17 protein-coding genes are annotated in these 18789 nt (G+C 65.9%); 6 read left to right on the forward strand and 11 right to left on the reverse strand.

Going from position 1 to position 18789, the window contains the following annotated elements; genetic code table 11:
- Positions 1 to 8: 8 nt before the first annotated feature.
- Complete coding sequence (recQ, locus tag B3098_RS09315) at positions 9 to 1838, forward strand: DNA helicase RecQ (protein ID WP_286894627.1); 1830 nt, start codon at positions 9 to 11, stop codon at positions 1836 to 1838.
- 65 nt (positions 1839 to 1903) lie between these two features.
- Here the strand turns inward: recQ and B3098_RS09320 are convergent, their stop codons facing one another.
- Together B3098_RS09320 and B3098_RS09325 are read right to left on the reverse strand one after the other, a co-directional pair.
- A complete protein-coding gene (locus B3098_RS09320) occupies positions 1904 to 2959 on the reverse strand; it encodes a cytochrome d ubiquinol oxidase subunit II (RefSeq protein WP_175123204.1) in 1056 nt (351 codons plus the stop codon).
- On the reverse strand, positions 2956 to 4299 hold the full coding sequence (locus tag B3098_RS09325; protein ID WP_286894630.1) for a cytochrome ubiquinol oxidase subunit I: 1344 nt from the start codon (positions 4297 to 4299) through the stop codon (positions 2956 to 2958). The genes B3098_RS09320 and B3098_RS09325 overlap by 4 nt, the downstream gene beginning before the upstream one ends.
- Before the next feature lie 136 nt (positions 4300 to 4435).
- Here B3098_RS09325 and B3098_RS09330 point away from each other — a divergent pair, with 136 nt between their 5' ends.
- The 4 genes from B3098_RS09330 (at position 4436) to minE (ending at position 8538) form a co-directional block, all read left to right on the forward strand.
- Entirely contained in the window at positions 4436 to 6202 is a 1767-nt protein-coding gene (locus tag B3098_RS09330; RefSeq protein WP_286894632.1) for a glutamine--tRNA ligase/YqeY domain fusion protein, read from the forward strand.
- A 160-nt stretch (positions 6203 to 6362) separates the two neighbouring features.
- The gene (gene minC / locus B3098_RS09335) at positions 6363 to 7319 is read left to right on the forward strand and encodes a septum site-determining protein MinC (protein ID WP_286894633.1); all 957 of its coding nucleotides are present in this window, start codon (positions 6363 to 6365) and stop codon (positions 7317 to 7319) included.
- A gap of 142 nt (positions 7320 to 7461) precedes the next feature.
- Positions 7462 to 8277, forward strand: coding sequence for a septum site-determining protein MinD (gene minD / locus B3098_RS09340; protein WP_008158705.1), 816 nt, complete (start codon positions 7462 to 7464; stop codon positions 8275 to 8277).
- Positions 8278 to 8280: 3 nt separating this feature from the next.
- Entirely contained in the window at positions 8281 to 8538 is a 258-nt protein-coding gene (gene minE / locus B3098_RS09345) for a cell division topological specificity factor MinE (protein WP_006217654.1), read from the forward strand.
- Positions 8539 to 8628: 90 nt separating this feature from the next.
- Here the strand turns inward: minE and B3098_RS09350 are convergent, their stop codons facing one another.
- From B3098_RS09350 to B3098_RS09365, 4 genes are all read right to left on the reverse strand, one after another.
- Positions 8629 to 8853 carry a glycine zipper 2TM domain-containing protein gene (locus B3098_RS09350; RefSeq protein ID WP_056321146.1) on the reverse strand — a complete coding sequence of 75 codons (225 nt, stop codon included), beginning with the start codon at positions 8851 to 8853 and terminating at the stop codon, positions 8629 to 8631.
- A gap of 191 nt (positions 8854 to 9044) precedes the next feature.
- The gene (locus B3098_RS09355; RefSeq protein ID WP_105237533.1) at positions 9045 to 9578 is read right to left on the reverse strand and encodes an isochorismatase family protein; all 534 of its coding nucleotides are present in this window, start codon (positions 9576 to 9578) and stop codon (positions 9045 to 9047) included.
- Positions 9579 to 9726: 148 nt separating this feature from the next.
- Positions 9727 to 11400 carry an energy-dependent translational throttle protein EttA gene (ettA, locus tag B3098_RS09360; protein WP_175123208.1) on the reverse strand — a complete coding sequence of 558 codons (1674 nt, stop codon included), beginning with the start codon at positions 11398 to 11400 and terminating at the stop codon, positions 9727 to 9729.
- A gap of 115 nt (positions 11401 to 11515) precedes the next feature.
- On the reverse strand, positions 11516 to 12436 hold the full coding sequence (locus tag B3098_RS09365; protein WP_279976004.1) for a DMT family transporter: 921 nt from the start codon (positions 12434 to 12436) through the stop codon (positions 11516 to 11518).
- 221 nt (positions 12437 to 12657) lie between these two features.
- On the opposite strand from B3098_RS09365, the gene B3098_RS09370 reads away from it, so the two are divergent.
- Positions 12658 to 13173: a hypothetical protein gene (locus B3098_RS09370; protein WP_286894637.1), complete on the forward strand. Its 516-nt coding sequence runs from the start codon at positions 12658 to 12660 to the stop codon at positions 13171 to 13173.
- Between the two features lie 49 nt (positions 13174 to 13222).
- Here B3098_RS09370 and B3098_RS09375 read toward each other — a convergent pair whose 3' ends face one another.
- The 5 genes from B3098_RS09375 to B3098_RS09395 are packed head-to-tail and all read right to left on the reverse strand — an operon-like array spanning position 13223 to position 18740.
- Complete coding sequence (locus B3098_RS09375) at positions 13223 to 14218, reverse strand: ABC transporter ATP-binding protein (protein ID WP_286894639.1); 996 nt, start codon at positions 14216 to 14218, stop codon at positions 13223 to 13225.
- The gene (locus tag B3098_RS09380) at positions 14215 to 15201 is read right to left on the reverse strand and encodes an ABC transporter ATP-binding protein (RefSeq protein WP_056568892.1); all 987 of its coding nucleotides are present in this window, start codon (positions 15199 to 15201) and stop codon (positions 14215 to 14217) included. The genes B3098_RS09375 and B3098_RS09380 overlap by 4 nt, the downstream gene beginning before the upstream one ends.
- A gap of 8 nt (positions 15202 to 15209) precedes the next feature.
- The gene (locus B3098_RS09385; RefSeq protein WP_175123213.1) at positions 15210 to 16124 is read right to left on the reverse strand and encodes an ABC transporter permease; all 915 of its coding nucleotides are present in this window, start codon (positions 16122 to 16124) and stop codon (positions 15210 to 15212) included.
- Complete coding sequence (locus B3098_RS09390) at positions 16124 to 17110, reverse strand: ABC transporter permease (RefSeq protein ID WP_105237526.1); 987 nt, start codon at positions 17108 to 17110, stop codon at positions 16124 to 16126. The genes B3098_RS09385 and B3098_RS09390 overlap by 1 nt, the downstream gene beginning before the upstream one ends.
- A gap of 58 nt (positions 17111 to 17168) precedes the next feature.
- Positions 17169 to 18740: an ABC transporter substrate-binding protein gene (locus tag B3098_RS09395; protein WP_175138817.1), complete on the reverse strand. Its 1572-nt coding sequence runs from the start codon at positions 18738 to 18740 to the stop codon at positions 17169 to 17171.
- Positions 18741 to 18789 lie beyond the last annotated feature (49 nt).

Genomic DNA, 18789 nt, shown 5'->3' on the forward strand with positions numbered 1-18789 from the left:
CTACCCCCATGTCTGACGCGCGCGCCCTCGGCGTGTTGCAGCGCGTTTTCGGTTACGAATCCTTCCGCGGCGACCAGCAAGCCATTGTCGAACAGGTGATCGGCGGCGGCGACGCGCTCGTTCTCATGCCTACGGGCGGCGGCAAGTCGCTCTGCTACCAGATCCCCTCGCTGGTGCGTGAAGGCACCGGCATCGTCGTGTCGCCCCTGATCGCGCTGATGCAGGACCAGGTCGACGCGCTGACCGAACTGGGCGTGCGCGCGGCGTTCCTGAATTCCACGCAGGAATGGCGGGTGGCCCGCGAGGTGGAGCAGGCCTTTCTGGATGGCGAGCTTGACCTGCTCTACGTTGCCCCCGAACGCCTGCTGACCGACCGCTGCCTGCAACTGCTCGACCGCGGCCGCATCGCGCTGTTCGCCATCGACGAAGCGCACTGCGTATCGCAGTGGGGTCATGACTTCCGGCCCGAATACCTGGGCCTGTCCATGCTCCACGAGCGCTGGCCCGACGTGCCGCGCATCGCGCTCACGGCCACCGCCACCGCCGTCACCCGCACCGAGATCGCGCAGCGCCTGTCGCTGGATGAAGCGCGCCATTTCGTCTCGAGCTTCGACCGTCCCAACATCCGCTACCGCATCGTCGAAAAAAACGAGGTGCGCAAGCAGTTGCTGGACATGATCCGCACCGAGCACGAAGGCGAATCCGGCGTGGTGTACTGCCTGTCGCGCGCCCGGGTCGAAGAAACGGCCGAATTCCTGTGCAATCAGGGCATCGACGCGATGCCGTACCACGCGGGCCTCAGCCCCCAGATCCGGGCAGCCAACCAATCGCGCTTCCTGCGCGAGGACGGCGTGGTCATGGTTGCCACCATTGCGTTCGGCATGGGCATCGACAAGCCCGACGTGCGCTTCGTGGCCCACATAGACCTGCCCAAGTCCGTCGAAGGCTACTACCAGGAAACCGGCCGCGCCGGCCGCGACGGCCTGCCCGCAACGGCGTGGCTGGCCTATGGCCTGCAAGACGTGGTGCAGCAACGCCGCATGATCGACGAATCGCCCGGCGACGAATCCTATCGCCGGCGCCTGGGCCAGCAGCTCGACGCCATGCTGGGCCTGTGCGAAACGGTGGAATGCCGGCGCGTGCGGCTGCTGGCTTACTTTGGGCAGCAGATCACCGCCTGCGGCAATTGCGACGTCTGTCTGGACCCGCCGCAGGCGTGGGACGGCACGGTGGCGGCGCAGAAGGTGCTGTCAGCCGTGTACCGGCTCTGGAAAGAACGCGGCCAGCGCTACGGCGCCGGCCACATTATCGACATCCTGCGCGGCAAGGTCACCGACCGCACCAAGCAGCATGGCCACGAGTCGCTCAGCGTGTTCGGCGTGGGCGCCGACCTCTCCGACACCGCGTGGCGTGGTGTGCTGCGCCAGCTGTTGGCGCAGGGCCTGCTGACCGTGGACAACGAAGGCTTCGGCACGCTGGCCCTGACCGAAGGCAGCCGCGCGGTGCTCAAGGGCGAGCACCAGCTCATGCTGCGGCGCGAATCCGAAAAGAAGCCGCGTTCCGGCAAGACGGGCAGCGGACGGCCCAAGGCGGCGGCGATCGACCTGCCGGCCGAACTGCAGCCGGTGTTCGAGGCACTGCGCGCCTGGCGCGGCGAAGTCGCCAAGAGCCACGGCGTGCCTGCCTACGTGATCTTCCACGACGCCACGCTGCGCGAGATCGCGCTGGCGCAGCCCGAGTCCATGGACGAACTGAGCCACATCAACGGCGTGGGGGCCCGCAAGCTGGAAGCCTACGGCGAAGAAATCCTGCAGCGGGTGGCGCGGCCGGTGCTGTAGCGCACGGACAGCGCCAGAAGCCCGGGCGGAATGCCGGCCCGGCAATCCGCCCCGCCTTGAATCGCTTAGTACGAGGGCGGCGGCAGCAGCGGCACGGGGCGGCGCTCCTTGCCGAAGACCGACCGGTACGCCAGGATGTTGAACACCAGCACCACCGGAATCCCCACGACGGCGCCCGCCATCACGAGCCGCATCGAACCCAGCGCGCCCGCGCCGTCCCACAGCGTCATGTCGTCCAGGATCAGGTACGGGAACAGGCTGTACGCCAGCCCGCTCAGCATCAGCAGGAACAGCGCCACCGTCAGCACAAAAGGCAGCCAGCTGAAGCGGTCGGCGCGGCCCGGCAGCCGCGCCAGCAGCATTTCCGCGGCCACGAAGCCGGCCAGCATCAGCACCCACACCGACGCCGCAAGGCTCAGGTGGGCAATGTTGCTCCACTTGTAGAAGATGCCGGCGTTGGCCAGGCCCAGCGTGACCGCGATCGACACCATGCCCACGGCCGTCCAGCGGATGGCGTGGCGCGCCCAGTTGGCCGCGCGGCGCTGCAGGTCGCCCTCGACGCGCATGACCAGCCACGACGCGCCCAGCAACACGTACGCGGCCACCGCGCACAGGCCCACGAACATCGCAAACCAGCCATAACCCGCGTCGGACTGGTAGCCCGTGGCGATGCGGCCAAGCAGCGTGCCCTGGCCGAACGCGGTGATGACCGAGCCGATCCAGAATGCGAAGATCCAGCGCGGCTTCATTTCGTTGCGGGCGCGGATGCGGAATTCGAAGGCGACGCTGCGCAGCACCACGCCCAGCACCATGAACGTCAGCGGCCCATAAAGTTTGCCCAGCACGGCGCCCCAAGCGAACGGGAACGCCGCCGCAAACAGCCCCATGCCCAGCAGCAGCCAGAACTCGTTCGCGTCGCGCCACGGGCTGAGCAGGCTCATCATGCGGCCGCGCTCGTGTTCCGGCGCGATCTGCAGCAGGATGCCCACGCCGAGGTCGAAGCCGTCCAGGACCATGCCAGCGGCAATCACGACAAACAGCAGCGCCATGAAGGCGAGCGGCATCCAGAACGAAGGATCGTCGGGGCTCAGGCCTTGCGACGCAGCCAGCATGGCGATCATGGCGCACCTCCGCTCAGCTTGCGCACAGGCACGACGCCGTAGCGCGCCGCATGGAACAGCATGCCGGCGAACGCGGCCAGCAGCAGCGCGTACAGCAGTCCGTAGCCGGCCAGCCCGTACAGCACGGTGCGGGAGGGCACCGAGCCCAGGACCTCGGATTGCGTGACGGTGCCGTTCACGACAAAAGGCTGCAGCCCGATGATGGAGACCCACCAGCCGGCCACCACGGCAATGCCGCCGGAGAACATCATGCCGCACAGGACCCGCTGCCACCACGGCGGCAGGACCGACGGGTCCAGGCCGCGCCGGAACGTCCACAGGAAGGTCACGCACGCCACGGCCAGCATCAGCAGCCCCAGGCCGACGGCCACGCGCAGCGACCAGAAGGTCAGCGCCACCGGCGGCAGCATGCCCGAATACTTGTCCAGGCCCTGGTAGGTGCCGTCCGCATTGCGATGCAGCCACATGCCGCCGGCGTTATTGATCGTGAGGTCGCCTTCGTTGACGTGCCCGCGCGCGGCGGGCCAGCCGAACAGCACCAGTTGCGGCACGGGGCCGCTTTCCCAGAAGCCCGCCGCGGCCGCGGCTTTGGCCGGTTGCAGCTTGGCCATCATCTGACCCGAGCCGGTCGCCACGGGCACCTGCAGGAACGCGGCCACCACGGCCACCACCAGCGCCGTCTTGAACGCGCTGCGCTCGCCCTCGCCCAGCGGCCGCCGCAACGCCTGCAGCGCGGTCACGCCCATCATGAGGAACGAGGCGGCCAGCGCCGCGCCGACCATCACCACGGCCATTCGCCAGCCAACCGAGGGATTGAGCACGACCTTGTGCCAGTCATAGACCTGGTAGCGGCCGTCGACCAGCAGCGCGCCGTCCGGCGTCTGCATCCACGATTGCAGGGCAAGCACCCAGAACACGGCGACGAGCTGCCCGGCCGCCACCATCAGGACGGCCAGGGTGTGTGCGCCATCGGACACGCGGCGCTGGCCGAACAGCATGACGCCCAGGAAACAGGACTTGAGGATGAAGACGGACAGGATGCCGTAGCCCAGCAGCGGACCGGCCACGTTGCCGATCTTGTCCATCAGGCCCGCCCACAGGCTGCCGATCTGGATCAGGACGGGCACGCTGGCAGCCAGCGTCAACACGAAGGACAGCGCAAAGATGCGGACCCAGAAGCGGTAGGCCGCCGTCCAGCCACCGTGGCTGGACCACCGGGCCCGGATCTTGAAGAACAGCAGCACCCAGGCCAGCGCCAGAGAGACGGCTAGGAAAAGCGCCAGGAAGCTAAGGCTGGCCACAAACTGCGCCCGGGCCAGGGATAGGGTCGAGATATCCATAATGGCCCGTAGTGTAGAGCCAGTTACATGACTATGGGGGCCGATCGAAACCGGTTGAAGGCGTGGCAAAAATGGCCGCGCTGCGGAACGTGGCAAAATTGACGCTTTGTCGCTGCTTTTTCCTATTCTTTCAAGAATGACCACCGCCCCGACGCCGACCCCCGCCGCATCAAACTTCCTGCTCAACATCGTCCAAGACGACCTCGAAGCCAACCGCTTCCAGGGCAAGCGCTGGGCGGGCAAGCCTGGCCCGGCGGCCATGCAGCAGCAGGGAGACGCGGACCCGGCGCGCATCCGCACGCGTTTTCCGCCCGAGCCCAACGGCTACCTGCACATCGGTCACGCCAAGAGCATCTGCGTGAACTTCGGCCTGGCGCGCGACTTCGGCGGCGTCTGTCACCTGCGTTTCGACGACACCAACCCCGAGAAAGAAGACCAGGAATACGTCGACGCCATCATCGAGGCCGTCCACTGGCTGGGCTTTGACTGGAAGGCCGACGGCCGCGAGAACCTGTACTTCGCCAGCGACTACTTCGGTTATATGTATGAGTTTGCCGAAGCCCTGGTCGAAGCCGGCCACGCCTACGTCGACGAACAGAGCGCGGAAGAAATCCGCGCCAACCGCGGCACGCTGACCGAACCCGGAACGGATTCGCCCTGGCGCAACCGCCCGGCCGCCGAGTCCATCGCGCTGCTGCGCGAAATGCGCGACGGCAAGCATCCGGACGGCAGCCTGGTGCTGCGCGCCAAGATCAACATGGCGTCGCCCAACATCAACCTGCGCGACCCGGTCATGTATCGCGTCCGCCACGCCACGCACCATCGCACCGGCGACCAGTGGTGCATCTACCCGATGTACAGCTGGGCGCACCCGGTGGAAGACGCGCTGGAAGGCATCACGCACAGCGTCTGCACGCTTGAATTTGAAGACCAGCGCCCGTTCTACGACTGGATCCTGACGCGCCTGGCCGAACTGGGCAAGCTGGCCCAGCCGCTGCCGCATCAGTACGAATTTGCCCGCCTGAACCTGAGCTACGTCGTCACCAGCAAGCGCAAGCTGCTGCAGCTGGTGAAGGAAGGCCATGTGGACGGCTGGGACGACCCGCGCATGCCCACCATTTTCGGCCTGCGCCGCCGCGGCTACACGCCCGCGTCGATCCGCCTGTTCTGCGACCGCACCGCCGTCTCCAAGTCCGATTCGCGCATCGACTACAGCCTGCTCGAGCAGGCCGTGCGCGACGACCTGGATCCGATCGCCCCGCGCTCGGTGGCAGTGCTGGACCCGATCAAGCTGGTCATCACCAACTACCCGGAAGGCCAGACCGAGACCTGCACCGCGCCGCGCAATCCGCACGACCCCGAAGCCGGCGTGCGCGAGTTCCCGCTGTCGCGCGAGCTGTGGATCGAACGCGACGACTTCCGCGAGGAAGCGCCCAAGAAGTATTTCCGCCTGTTCCCGGGCAACACGGTGCGTCTGAAGTACGGCTATGTCGTGCGCTGCACCGGCTTCACCAAGAACGAGGCCGGCGAGGTCGTCGAAGTGCAGGCCGAATACCTGCCGGACACCAAGAGCGGCACCCCGGGCGCGGACAGCGTCAAGGTCAAGGGCAACATCACCTGGGTCAGCGCGGCGCACGCGGTGCCCGCGCAGATCCACCTGTACGACCGCCTGTTCGCGGATCCGCGTCCGGACGGCGGCGACAAGGACTTCCTGGCCTGCCTGAACCCCAACTCCAAGCAGACCGTCACGGCCTGGCTGGAACCGGGCACGGTGGCCACGCCGGGCGCGACCTGGCAGTTCGAGCGCCTGGGCTACTTCACGGCGGACCTGAAGGACTCGACGCCCGACGCGCCGGTGCTGAACCGCATCGTGACCCTGCGCGATTCGTGGGTGCAAGGCTGACGCGCCCGCGTGCGCAATACCGGGAAAAGGCGCCTTGTGGCGCCTTTTTCTTTCGCCCTGCGCCCCGCGCAGGCCGCCCCCGGCGGGTTATCATCCCCGACATCCCGCAGCCGGTTGCGCGCACCGTTTTCCGCCGCCCGGACCGCCAGCCACAATCAAGATGAACACTGAATCCCTAGCCCTGGACTTCAAGAGCGCCACCCTGTATGCCATCCGGGTGGTATTGCATAGCGCCGATCCCGAACGCCTGAACGCAGCGCTGGCCAAGCGTATGGCGGATGCCGGCAGCTTCTTTGAAAACGAGCCCGTCGTCATCGACGCCAGCCGGGTCGAGGAAACGATCGACTGGCCGGCGCTGGTCGCGTCGCTGCGCGGCCACAACCTGCCTCCGATCGGCGTGGTAGCCGAAGGCGCCAATCTGCAAGCCGCGCGCGATGCCGGCCTGACCCCGGTCGAACTGTCCACGCCTGCCGCGCGACCCGCCCCTGTGGTGGACACCGCGCCGCCGAACGACGTCGCGACGCCCGTGCCGTCCGTGCCGGCCGCCGCCGTCGAGATCGCGCCCGCACCCACCGACACGTCGGCGCTTGCCGCGCAGACGTCTGCCGCCGACACCCCGGCGCAGGACAAGACGGCGGCCGCTGACGTTGCCGATGCAAAGGCCGAAGCGCAGGCCGATACGCAGACCGATAAGCCCGCGGCCGACGCCGATCCCCTGCCCGCCCGCGCGGCCAGCAGCACCACGTCCGCGCCAAGCCCGACGGCCGCCGCCCCGCACTCGTCGTCGGCGCTGGTGGTCACGCGGCCGCTGCGCTCGGGCCAGCGCGTTTACGCACGGCATACGGATCTGGTGGTGATCGGCATGGTCAGCCAGGGCGCCGAAGTCATCGCCGACGGCAACGTGCACGTTTACGGTCCGTTGCGCGGCAAGGCCATGGCCGGCGCGCGCGGCGACACGTCGGCACGCATCTTCACGACGCATCTGGATGCGGAATTGCTGGCCGTGGCGGGCGTCTACCGCGTGGTCGAAGACAAGCTCGATGGCACGCTGCAGAATCAGCCTGCGCTGGTCCGCCTGGATGGTGACACGCTGCGCATCGAAGCGCTGAAGGCCTGATGCCGCGCTCCGGGCGCGGCATCCTGCGAGACGGCGGCGCGGCCGCGGCCCGCTCAAATCTCAACACATCCTGTAAGAAGCCTTACACGGGCTTTTTGCTTTACGATAACGCGATTTATTCGAACATAAGGGTTTGATCGTCATGACACGCATTGTTGTGGTGACTTCCGGCAAAGGCGGCGTGGGCAAAACCACGACGAGCGCCAGTTTTTCCGCGGGCCTCGCGATGCGGGGCCACAAGACCGCTGTCATCGACTTCGACGTCGGCCTGCGCAACCTCGACCTCATCATGGGTTGCGAGCGTCGCGTGGTGTATGACTTCGTCAATGTGATCCAGGGCGAAGCGACCCTCAAGCAAGCGCTCATCAAGGACAAGCAGCTTGAAAACCTTTTCATCCTGCCCGCCTCGCAAACGCGCGACAAGGATGCGCTGACGCAGGAAGGCGTGGAAAAGGTCATCAATGACCTGAAGGAAATGGGTTTCGACTACATCGTCTGCGATTCGCCCGCCGGCATCGAAACCGGCGCGCTGATGGCCGCGTATTTTGCGGATGACGCGCTGGTGGTGACCAACCCGGAAGTCTCGTCCGTGCGTGACTCGGACCGCATCCTGGGCATCCTGGCCGCCAAGTCCAAGCGCGCGGTCGAGGGCGACGAGCCGGTCAAGGAATACCTGCTGCTGACCCGCTACAACCCCAAGCGCGTGTCCGACGGCGAGATGCTGTCGCTGACCGACATCGAAGACATCCTGCGCATCAAGCTCATCGGCGTGATTCCCGAATCGGAAGCCGTGCTGCAGGCGTCGAACCAGGGTCTGCCGGCCATCCACCTGAAAGACACCGACGTCTCGGAAGCCTACAAGGACGTCGTCAGCCGTTACCTTGGCGAAGACAAGGCCCTGCGCTTTACCGACTACGAAAAGCCGGGTTTCCTGAAACGCCTGTTCGGAGGCAAGTAAGCGATGTCCTTCCTGTCGTTTCTGCTCGGTCAAAAGAAGACCTCCGCGTCCGTCGCCAAAGAACGGTTGCAGATCATCCTTGCCCACGAGCGTGGCCGCGGGGATTCGCCCGATTACCTGCCGCAGCTTCAGCAGGAACTGATCGCGGTCATCTCCAAGTACGTGAAGATCAATCCTGAAGACATCAAGGTGCACCTGGAACGCCAGGACACATTGGAAGTGTTGGAAGTGAAGATCGAAATGCCGCAAAACGAGACGTGACGTCTCTGCTGTGCGCCGGCCTTGCCGGCGCGCGTTGCGCATAAAAAACGCCCGGCATTGCCGGGCGTTGCTTTTTGGGACGAGGAAGGCTTAACGCTTGCCGACCTGGTCGCCGATCACACCGCCGATCGCCGCGCCGCCGACCGTGCCGAGCACGCCGCCGTTAGTGATCACCGCACCCGCGACGCCGCCGAGTGCGGCGCCCCCCACGGTGCTCTTCTGGCGATGGCTCATGCCATCCCACGATGAACAACCCGCCATGGTGGCAGCCAGCGCCACAGCGGCACAGATCTTGGAAAGCGATGCGATTTTCATGATGTAGCTCCTATTCTTTTACCCGGGGCCGCACCGGAGAATCAAAATGCGAGCGAGCGGACCTTTAGGGGTTTAGAGCTTTCAGGATCGCAAATTATCCGGGGACACGGTGTTAGGTTTACCCAGGAATTGTGTCAAAGGGAGAGCGAACTTTTGCACTCCCCTGGGAACGATGTTGCAAGGGCCGGCGGCTATTTGACCAGACGTAACACGTCGCGGAAGCGCGGGTGCTCGCACGTCTCCATCCACTCGAAAATCGCCATCTCTGTCGTGACGATCTCCGCGCCGTGAGCGCGCGCGCGGCGCAGCGCGGCATGATGGTCCGACGGCTTGCGCGATCCGGCCGCATCCGCGACAAGCACCGTCTTGTAGCCAAGGTCCACCAGACCGATCACGGTTTGCAGCACGCAGATATGCGCCTCGCAGCCGGCCACCAGCACCGTCTTGCGCGAGGCGGGCAGCCAGCCGTCGAAACCCGGTTCACGCGCTGACGAAAAGTGCATCTTCTGGAACGTGGCCTGCACCAGCTCGCGCAGCGGGTCCACGGTGACGCCCAGCATCTTGCTGTGGTGCTCGGTGGCGACGACCGGCACATCGAGCAACCGCGCCGCCTGCGCCAGCTTGTGCGCGGCGTTCAGCACGGCGTCGCCTTCGTGGATGACAGGCATCAGGCGGCCCTGCATGTCGACAATCAACAGGGTGGAATCGGAGGCGGACAGCAGCATGGTGAGGACTCCTGGGGGCAAGGGGTCAGCATAACGCTGTGGGGCGGTGTCTGACACCCCTGCAAATGTAGGACCGATTCGGGTGTCTGACACCAGAAAAAAAATCCCGGCGCGTGGCCGGGATTCTTGGCGGTGGAGCCTGTCGTTTTTACTTCAAAGCCTTGTACCGCAGGCGCTTGGGCTTGGCGCCCTCTTCGCCCAGGCGGCGCTTCTTGTCGGCTTCGTATTCCTGATAGTTGCCGTCGAAGAACACGACCTGCGAATCGCCTTCGAAGGCCATGATGTGCGTGGCGATACGGTCAAGGAACCAGCGATCGTGGCTGATGACCATGACGCTGCCGGGGAACTCGAGCAGCGCATCTTCAAGCGCACGGAGCGTTTCGACGTCGAGGTCGTTGGACGGTTCGTCAAGCAGCAGGACGTTGCCGCCGGCGATCAGCGTCTTGGCCATGTGCAGGCGGCCGCGTTCGCCGCCCGAGAGCTGGCCCACGACCTTGTTCTGGTCGCCGCCCTTGAAGTTGAAGCGGCCCAGGTAGGCGCGCGACGACATCTCGAACTTGCCGACGGTCAGGATGTCGGCGCCATCAGAGACGGCGTCGAACACCGTCTTCTTGTCTTCCAGCGCGTCGCGCGACTGGTCGACGAAGGCGAGCTTCACGGTCTGGCCGATCTTGACTTCGCCCGAATCCGGCTGCTCGCGGCCGGCGATCATACGGAACAGCGTGGACTTACCGGCGCCGTTCGCGCCGATGATGCCGACGATGGCGCCCGGCGGCACCTTGAAGCTGAGGTTGTCGATCAGCAGACGGTCGCCGTAGGCTTTGCTGACGTTGTTGAATTCGATGACCTCGTTGCCCAGGCGCTCGCCCACCGGAATGAAGATCTCCTGGGTTTCGTTGCGCTTCTGATATTCGTACGAGGACAGTTCCTCGAAACGCGCCAGACGCGCCTTGGCCTTGGCCTGGCGGCCCTTCGGGTTCTGGCGCACCCACTCCAGTTCTTTCTTGATGGTCTTCTGGCGCGCCGATTCGGAGGACTCTTCCTGCTTGAGGCGGTCTTCCTTCTGTTCCAGCCACGAGCTGTAGTTGCCCTTCCAGGGAATGCCGTAGCCGCGGTCCAGTTCCAGGATCCATTCGGCCGCGTTGTCCAGGAAGTAGCGATCGTGGGTCACGCCGACGACGGTGCCGGGGAACTTGTGCAGGAACTGCTCCAGCCACTCCACGCTTTCGGCGTCCAGGTGGTTGGTGGGTTCGTCCAGCAGCAGCATGTCGGGCTTGGACAGCAGCAGGCGGCACAGGGCCACGCGGCGCTTTTCACCACCGGACAGGTTGCCGACGGTGGCATCCCAGGGCGGCAGGCGCAGCGCGTCGGCGGCGATTTCCATCTGGTGTTCGATGTCGTCCGCGCCGCTGGAAGCGGCGGCGGCGATGATGGCTTCGAGTTCGGCCTGCTCAGCGGCCAGCGCGTCGAAGTCGGCGTCGGGTTCGGCGTACGCGGCGTAGACCTCGTCCAGGCGCTTCTTGGCGGTGACGACGGCGCCCAGGCCTTCTTCAACCGCCTGGCGGACCGTGTGCTCGGGGTTGAGCTGCGGTTCCTGCGGCAGGTAGCCGATGTTCAGGCCCGGCATGGGCACGGCTTCGCCTTCGATCTCGCGGTCGACGCCCGCCATGATCTTCAGCAGCGTCGACTTGCCCGAGCCGTTCAGGCCCAGCACGCCGATCTTGGCGCCAGGAAAAAACGAAAGGGAGATATCGCGCAGGATCTGCCGCTTGGGCGGCACGATCTTGCCGACGCGGTTCATGGTGTAGACGTATTGGGCCATGGGCTCGTAGGTGAGATATAGCTGAGAAACCGTTGATTGTAGGCCGGATCCCTGACCGGCGTGCGGCAGCAGTGATCCGGCCCCATCTCGCCTTGGTCCGGGCCTTTGCCCGCCTTCAGTTGGCCTTCTCGGCCCGGCCCGGCAGACCCGGCGTACGCATTTGCGCCAGCATCACGCCGGCCAGCGCCAGCGCACCGCCCGCGATATGAAACAGATGCGGCTTTTCATCAAGGAACAGCGCCGCGATGGCCACGGTGAAGACCGGCATGACGTTCAGGAAGATGCTGGCGCGGTTGGGGCCCAGGTGGCGCACGCCCTGCATCCACAGATACGGCGCAAACAGCGACGGAAACACCGCCGCATACAGCACCAGCGGCACGTTGGCGGCATTGAGCGGCGACGGCGCCGCCATCAGAAAGGCGGGAAGCTGGAACAGGATGCCGAACGCGACCTGCACGTACAGCGACTGCCACGGCCCCACGGGCAGCGCCCACCGGCGCAGCAGCACGCCGTAGAGCGCATAGGCCAGCGCGCCCAGCCCCATCAGCACGTCGCCGTGGTTGGCGCCTACGGACAGCAGCCGGGCCGGGTCGCCCTCGCCGATCAGCAGCGCCAGTCCGGCCAGCGACACCAGGCTGCCCAACACCGCCATGGCCGTGGGGCGCTCGCGCATGATGACCGCCATGACGGCGATGGTCATGAGCGGGATCATCGCGGTGATGAAGCCCATGTTGGTGGCGGTGGTGGACGCGGCCGCCACATACGCCAGCCCCTGATACAGCGCCATGCCCAGTCCGCCCAGCACGGCGAATTTCGGCAGGTGCGCCAGCACCTGGCGGCGTTGCGCCCAGACACCGGGCAGCGCAAACGGGGTCAGGACGATGCCCGCCAGCGCCCAGCGATAAAAGCCGATGGCCGCCGGCGCGATGACGCCCGCGGCCATCTTGGTGACGATCATGTTGACCGACCAGATCAAGGCGGCCAGAAGCGGAAACAGGAAAAATCGGAGGGGAAGCTGCGGGGCGTCGGGGCGCATGGATGAAACGGGAAGGCAGAAAGACGAAAAGCAGGCTAGTGTAGGCGCCGTCCGACCCGCTGTATACGTCACTGATATGTTGGCGCCCCGGCGCGCCATCCGAAGACCGCCCGCGTTTCTTCGTAATCCAAGCGCCCGATGCACCGCAGCGCGGTTCGCGCGACAATAGCGCCTGACGTATCTGCCGTGCCGTCGCGGCTTCATCGCGCCCAGGAACCTTCATGTCCGCCTCTGCCACTCCTCCCGCTTCCTTGACCCATTTCAGCGCACCCGAACTGGACATGCTGGCCAAGACCGCGGATGCACTCAGCGCCTATCTGGGCAAACCCGTGCTGGCGGAAGTGGTGCTGGGCGATGAAGGCACCGAATGGGTGACCTACGGCGTCCCAATGGACGAGAAGGCCGAGACGGACGAGGAACAGACGCACGTGCAGATGGGCGGGCCGGGCGCGCGCCTGCTCGGCAACCGCGGCGGCCTGCCGCAGTCCGACGACGACACCTACGACTGTCTGTACCTGTGGGCAATCCAGATCTCGCTGAACGACGGCGAGCGCTTCATCAAGCTGGACCACGACGGTGAAGAATCCGCCTGGTCCGACAACCTGGAAGACGTGCTGCCCTTTGCCCTGACCGAGGAACCGCAGCCCGACCCCGACGAGGGAGAGCAAGAGGAAGACGACGCGGACGACGAAGACGACGACACGCCGTACGACGACGTCCACAACCACCGCCATTAAGCAGCGCGCCGCGGTCCGGGCGGGCGCCCGGCCCATGGCGTTTGCCCGATCACACGGTGATCCGGCCTTCCTCTACCGCGTGGCAGGCCACGATCGACACCCCCGCCAGCATCGCCACCGGCGCCTCCGCCTTGCAGCGGTCGTTGGCGTGCGGGCAGCGCGGATGGAAGGTGCAGCCGGACGGGGGATTCAGGGGATTGGGCACCTCGCCCGCCACCGCCGTGCGCGGCTTGCCCGCGCCGTTGATGTCCGGAATCGCCTCGAGCAGCATCCGCGTGTAAGGATGCCGCGGCCGCGCGAAGAGTTCGTCGCGCGGCGCCACTTCCACCATGCGGCCCAGGTACATCACGCCCACGCGATCCGCCACATGGTGCACGACGGCCAGGTTGTGCGAGATGAACAGATACGTCAGCCCCAGCTTGCGCTGCAGGTCCTTCATCAGGTTCAGCACCTGCGCCTGCACGGACACATCCAGCGCCGAGGTGGGCTCGTCGCACACCAGGAACTCCGGATTGACCGCCAGCGCGCGCGCGATCGAGATGCGCTGACGCTGCCCGCCCGAGAACTGGTGCGGATAGCGGCTCTGGTCCGCGGGATCCAGGCCCACTTGCCGCAGCAGTTCGCCCACGCGCGCCACGCGGTCCGCGGGCGACATCTGCGTGTGCGTCAGCATCGGCTCGGCGATGATGCGGCCCACGCGCCAGCGCGGATTCAGGCTGGCATAGGGATCCTGGAAGATCATCTGCAGGCGTTTGCGCAAGGCGCGCCCGCCGGGCTCGGACATGCGCGACAGCGGCTGGCCGTCGAAGTGGATGTCGCCGCGCGTCAGGCCATACAGCCCGACCAGCATGCGCGCGACCGTGGATTTTCCACAGCCGGATTCACCCACCAGCGCCAGCGTTTCACCGCGCGCAATGTCGAACGACACGCCGTCCACCGCGCGCAGCATCACTTTGGGCTTGCGCGCCAGCGTGCGCTCCAGCCAGGGCGGCGATACGTCGAACCAGCGCGCCGCGTCCTTTACTTGAACCAAGGGCGTGCTCATGCGGCCACCTCCAACGTATTGCCTTTGTCATGCAGCCAACAGGCCGCGCGCGACGTGCCCGCGGGCATCAGCTCCGGGCGGTCGTGCGCGCAGCGCGGCAGGCGCTGGCCGCAGCGGGGATTGAACGCACAGCCCGGCGGAATGGCGTTCAGGCGCGGCATGCTGCCGTCGATCTGCACCAGCCGCTCGGTGTGGCCTTCCAGCGTGGGAATGGACCCCATCAGTCCCGACGTATAGGGATGGCGCGGTTTGTGGATCACGTCGGCCACCGGCCCGATTTCGGCCACGCGGCCGGCGTACATCACCGCCACGCGGTCGGCGGTCTCGGCGATGACGCCCATGTCGTGCGTGATCAACATGACCGCCGTGCCGTTTTCGCGGCACAGGCGCTTGAGCAGTTCGATGATCTGCGCCTGGATCGATACGTCCAGCGCGGTCGTGGGCTCGTCGGCCACCACCAGTTTCGGCTCGGCGGCCAGGGCCAGCGCAATCACGACGCGCTGGCGCATGCCGCCGGAGAACTGGTGCGGGTAGTGGTCGATGCGCTCGCGCGCGGCGGGAATGCCGGTGGACGCCAGCAGCTCCACCGCGCGGTTGCGCGCCTGCGACCAGGTCATGTCCAGGTGGGTGACGATGGTTTCAGCCAGTTGCCGGCCCACCGTGTACAGCGGGTTCAGCGACGTCAGCGGGTCCTGGAACACCGCGCCGATCTCGCGGCCGCGCACGCGGCGCATCTGTTCGTCGGGCAGGTTGTCGATGCGACGGCCGGCCAGCAGGATCTCGCCGGCCGCGATGCGGCCCGGAGGCTCGAGCAGGCCGATGATGGAGGCGCCGGTCAGCGACTTGCCGGCGCCGGATTCGCCCACCACGCCCAGGACTTCGCCAGCCTGGATGGAAAAGGACACGTCGTCCAGGGCGCGTAGCGTGCCGCGGCGCGTGGGAAATTCCACGCGCAGGTTGCGGACTTCGAGTAATGCGCTCATGGTTTACCTCAGTTCAGCCGCGGGTTCAGTGCGTCGCGCAGCCAGTCACCCAGCAGGTTGACCGACAGCACAAGCAGCACCAGCGCCGCGCCCGGGAAAATGGTGATCCACCACTCTCCGGAAAACAGGAAATCGTTGCCGATCCGGATCAGCGTGCCCAGCGACGGCGCGGTCGGCGGCACCCCCACCCCCAGGAACGACAGCGTCGCCTCGGTGATGATGGCGGTGGCAAGATGAACCGTGGCCAGCACCAGCACCGGACCCAGCACGTTGGGCAGCACGTGGCGGAACATGATGACGGGCGAGGCCACGCCGATCACGCGGGCGGCCTGCACGTATTCACGGTTCTTTTCCACCAGCGTCGAGCCGCGCACCGTGCGCGCGTACTGCGGCCAGCCGGCCAGCGCGATGGCGCCGATCAGCACCGGAAAAGCGATGATCTCGTGCAGCTCGCGCGGCACTGCCGCCCGCGCCACGCCGTCGATCAGGAGCGCGATCAGGATGGCGGGAAACGAGAGCTGCACGTCGGCGACGCGCATGATGAACGCGTCGATGCGGCCGCCGGCATAACCGGAGATCAAGCCCAGCACGATGCCGATCACCATCGACAGCAGCACCGAGGCCAGGCCGATCAGCAGCGACACGCGCGTGCCGTACAGGATGGCCGAATACAGATCGCGGCCCTGACTGTCGGTGCCCAGCAGGTACGTGGCCTGCCCGTTGGGTTCCCAGGCCGGCGGCAGCAGCGCGTCCAGCAGTTCGACCTTGGTCAGGTCGAACGGGTTGTGCGGCGCGACCCAGCCGGCCCCGAAGGAACCGATCAACAGGGCTGCAAGCAGCAGCGTGGCGACGATGGCCACGGGCGCCCGGCGCCAGGCCCAGGCAATGTCGCTGTCCCACCAGCGTTTGAGTACGGCGCGCATCAGTGAGCCCCCCCGCGAGTCAGCCCGGAACGCAGCCGCGGGTCCACGACGAAATACAGAAGATCGACGATCAGGTTGATGACCACGAACACCAGCGCGATCAGGCACAGGTACGCGGCCATCACCGGCACGTCGGCGAATTGGACCGCCTGGATGAAGAGCAGGCCCATGCCCGGCCACTGGAACACGGTCTCGGTCACGATGGCAAAGGCGATGATGCCGCCCAGCTGCAGGCCGGTGATGGTGATGACGGGCACCATCGTGTTCTTGAGCGCGTGGCCAAAATGGATGGCGCGGCGCTTCAGGCCCCGGGCGCGCGCGAACTTGATGTAGTCCGAGCGCAGGACCTCCAGCATTTCGGAGCGCACCAGCCGCAGCACCAGCGTCATCTGGAAGAGCGACAGCGTGATGGACGGCAGGATGAGGTGCTTCCAGCCCGTGGCGGTGAAAAGGCCCGACGTCCACCAGCCCAGGCTGACGGTATCGCCGCGCCCGTAGCTGGGCAGCCAGCCCAGTTGCACCGAGAACACCAGGATCAGCAGGATGCCGATCAGGAAGGTCGGCAGCGACACGCCCAGCAGCGAGCCGGCCAGCAGCATCTGGGAAACCAGGCTGTTGCGCTTGAGCGCCGTGTACACGCCCAGCGGCACGCCCACGACGAGCGCCAGCAACGCGGCCACCATGGACAGCTCAAGGGTGGCGGGCAAACGGGACTTCAGCAGGGTGGAAACGGGTTCGCTCTGGCGCAGGGAGATGCCGAAATTGCCCTGCACGGCGTTGGCCACGAAATGGCCGAATTGAACGATGGCGGGCTCGTTCAGGCCCAGGCGTTCACGCAGTTCGATGCGTTCGGCATCGGTGGCGTCCTGCCCCAGCATGATGGTGACGGGGTCGCCGACGTATTGGAAAAGCACAAAGGCCAGTAGCGCGACGGTGAGCATCACCGCTACGGCCTGCAACAGGCGACGCAGTATGAAAGCGAACATAGGCGGAAAAAAGCAAGACGGCGGAACCGGGTAGGTCCCGCCGTCTGGTTAGCCTGGATCAGTCAACTTTGACCCAATCGGCAACGAGGCGGTTGTCGGCACGGTGGATGACCGTGACGTTCTTGCGCATGGCCCAGGGGATGACCTGGTCGTGCAGCGGGATATGCCCGAAGTCCTTGGCGTGCCCTTCCAGCACGGTGATGATGTCGGCGTCGCGCTTCTTCTCATCGGTCTCGGTCTTGATCCGATCGATGATGACGTCGAGTTCCTTGTTGCTGTAGTTGCCCAGGTTGTACATGCCGTCGGCGCCCTCACCCTTGGTGCGGATCAGGTTCTGCAGCGTGTACATGGCGTCGAACGTGGGCACGCCCCAGCCGAACAGATAGGCGCTGGTGTCGAACGACTGCACCTTCGGGAAGTACGTGGAGCGCGGCATGGCGTTCATGGTGGCCTTGACGCCGACCTTGGCCCACATGCCGACGACGGCCTGACAGATGGCTTCGTCGTTGATGTAGCGGTTGTTCGGGCAGTCCAGCGTGAAGTTCAGCGTGCCGTCGTAGCCGGCTTCCTTGAGCAGGGCGCGGGCCTTTTCGGGGTCGTAAGGCACGCGCTTGTGCACGGACTCGGCCCAGCCATGCACCTGCGGCGCGATCATCGTGCCGGTGGGCGCCGACAGGCCGCGCATCACGGCGCGCTTGATGGCGTCGACGTCGATGGCGCGGTACAGCGCCTCGCGCACGCGCACGTCCTGGAACGGGTTCTTGCCCTTGATGTTGGAGTACTGCAGCTCCGGACGCTTCTGGTCCAGGCCCAGGTAGATGGTGCGGTATTCGTTGCCCTCGACGACCTTCTGCGACTGGCGCAGGCGGTCCAGGTCTTGCGCGGCCGGATCCAGCACGAAGTCGATCTCGCCGGACAACAGCGCGGCGGTGCGCGTGGCGTTCTGCTTGATCGGCGTGAAGACGACTTCGGTCACGTTGCCGACCTTGCCGGCCTTGTTCCACCAGTCCTTGTTTTCCTCGAAGACCGTGCGCACGTCGACTTCGCGGCTCTTGAGCTTGTAGGGACCGGTGCCGTTGGTGTTGCGCGCGCCGTAGGTTTCTTCCTTGTTGACGAAGTCCTGCGGCTTGGCGATGTTGTTCTTTTCGGACCAGGCCTTGTTCATGATGAACACGTTGGTCAGCTGGCGCAGCAGCACGGGGTTGGGCGCCGAAGTTTCGATCTCGACGGTCAGGTCGTCGATCTTGCGCGCTTCCTTGATGCCGGTGGTGTAGGCCTTGTAGTTCGACGTGGGCGCCATGGCGCGATGGATCGAGAACACCACGTCGTCAGCCGTGAACGCGGCGCCGTCATGGAACTTGACGTTGGGGCGCAGCTTGAAGCGATACAGCGTGGGCGACACCTGCTCCCATTCGGTGGCCAGGCGCGGCGACACCTTGAAGGACTTGTCGTAGTCGACCAGCGGCTCGTAGATGTAGCTGTTGGCGGCGATCGTCATGCCTTCGTTCTGCGAGTGCGGATCGAACGTGAGGATGTCGCCCTGGGCGGCCCAGCGGAAGGTCTTGGCTTGCCCGATCGAGGGCACTGCCACGGCGGCGGCGATCGCGATAGCAATCAAAGTGCGGCGCATAAGTGTCAACTCCTGACAGTAGTCTGAATACCGGCGCGAGTGTGCCTAC

Source organism: Achromobacter sp. UBA2119, assembly GCF_002331005.1.
Classification (GTDB): domain Bacteria; phylum Pseudomonadota; class Gammaproteobacteria; order Burkholderiales; family Burkholderiaceae_B; genus Achromobacter; species Achromobacter animicus.

Excerpts from the sequence above, each read along its gene's own strand:
- B3098_RS09380 (WP_056568892.1), bottom strand. The coding sequence starts at position 15,201 with ATGAGCGCATTACTCGAAGTCCGCAACCTGCGCGTGGAATTTCCCACG.
- B3098_RS09395 (WP_175138817.1), bottom strand. The coding sequence starts at position 18,740 with ATGCGCCGCACTTTGATTGCTATCGCGATCGCCGCCGCCGTGGCAGTG.
- B3098_RS09330 (WP_286894632.1), top strand. The coding sequence starts at position 4,436 with ATGACCACCGCCCCGACGCCGACCCCCGCCGCATCAAACTTCCTGCTC.
- minD (WP_008158705.1), top strand. The coding sequence starts at position 7,462 with ATGACACGCATTGTTGTGGTGACTTCCGGCAAAGGCGGCGTGGGCAAA.
- B3098_RS09390 (WP_105237526.1), bottom strand. The coding sequence starts at position 17,110 with ATGTTCGCTTTCATACTGCGTCGCCTGTTGCAGGCCGTAGCGGTGATG.
- B3098_RS09350 (WP_056321146.1), bottom strand. The coding sequence starts at position 8,853 with ATGAAAATCGCATCGCTTTCCAAGATCTGTGCCGCTGTGGCGCTGGCT.
- minE (WP_006217654.1), top strand. The coding sequence starts at position 8,281 with ATGTCCTTCCTGTCGTTTCTGCTCGGTCAAAAGAAGACCTCCGCGTCC.
- minC (WP_286894633.1), top strand. The coding sequence starts at position 6,363 with ATGAACACTGAATCCCTAGCCCTGGACTTCAAGAGCGCCACCCTGTAT.
- B3098_RS09365 (WP_279976004.1), bottom strand. The coding sequence starts at position 12,436 with ATGCGCCCCGACGCCCCGCAGCTTCCCCTCCGATTTTTCCTGTTTCCG.
- B3098_RS09325 (WP_286894630.1), bottom strand. The coding sequence starts at position 4,299 with ATGGATATCTCGACCCTATCCCTGGCCCGGGCGCAGTTTGTGGCCAGC.
- ettA (WP_175123208.1), bottom strand. The coding sequence starts at position 11,400 with ATGGCCCAATACGTCTACACCATGAACCGCGTCGGCAAGATCGTGCCG.
- B3098_RS09370 (WP_286894637.1), top strand. The coding sequence starts at position 12,658 with ATGTCCGCCTCTGCCACTCCTCCCGCTTCCTTGACCCATTTCAGCGCA.
- B3098_RS09320 (WP_175123204.1), bottom strand. The coding sequence starts at position 2,959 with ATGATCGCCATGCTGGCTGCGTCGCAAGGCCTGAGCCCCGACGATCCT.
- B3098_RS09355 (WP_105237533.1), bottom strand. The coding sequence starts at position 9,578 with ATGCTGCTGTCCGCCTCCGATTCCACCCTGTTGATTGTCGACATGCAG.
- B3098_RS09385 (WP_175123213.1), bottom strand. The coding sequence starts at position 16,124 with ATGCGCGCCGTACTCAAACGCTGGTGGGACAGCGACATTGCCTGGGCC.
- B3098_RS09375 (WP_286894639.1), bottom strand. The coding sequence starts at position 14,218 with ATGAGCACGCCCTTGGTTCAAGTAAAGGACGCGGCGCGCTGGTTCGAC.
- recQ (WP_286894627.1), top strand. The coding sequence starts at position 9 with ATGTCTGACGCGCGCGCCCTCGGCGTGTTGCAGCGCGTTTTCGGTTAC.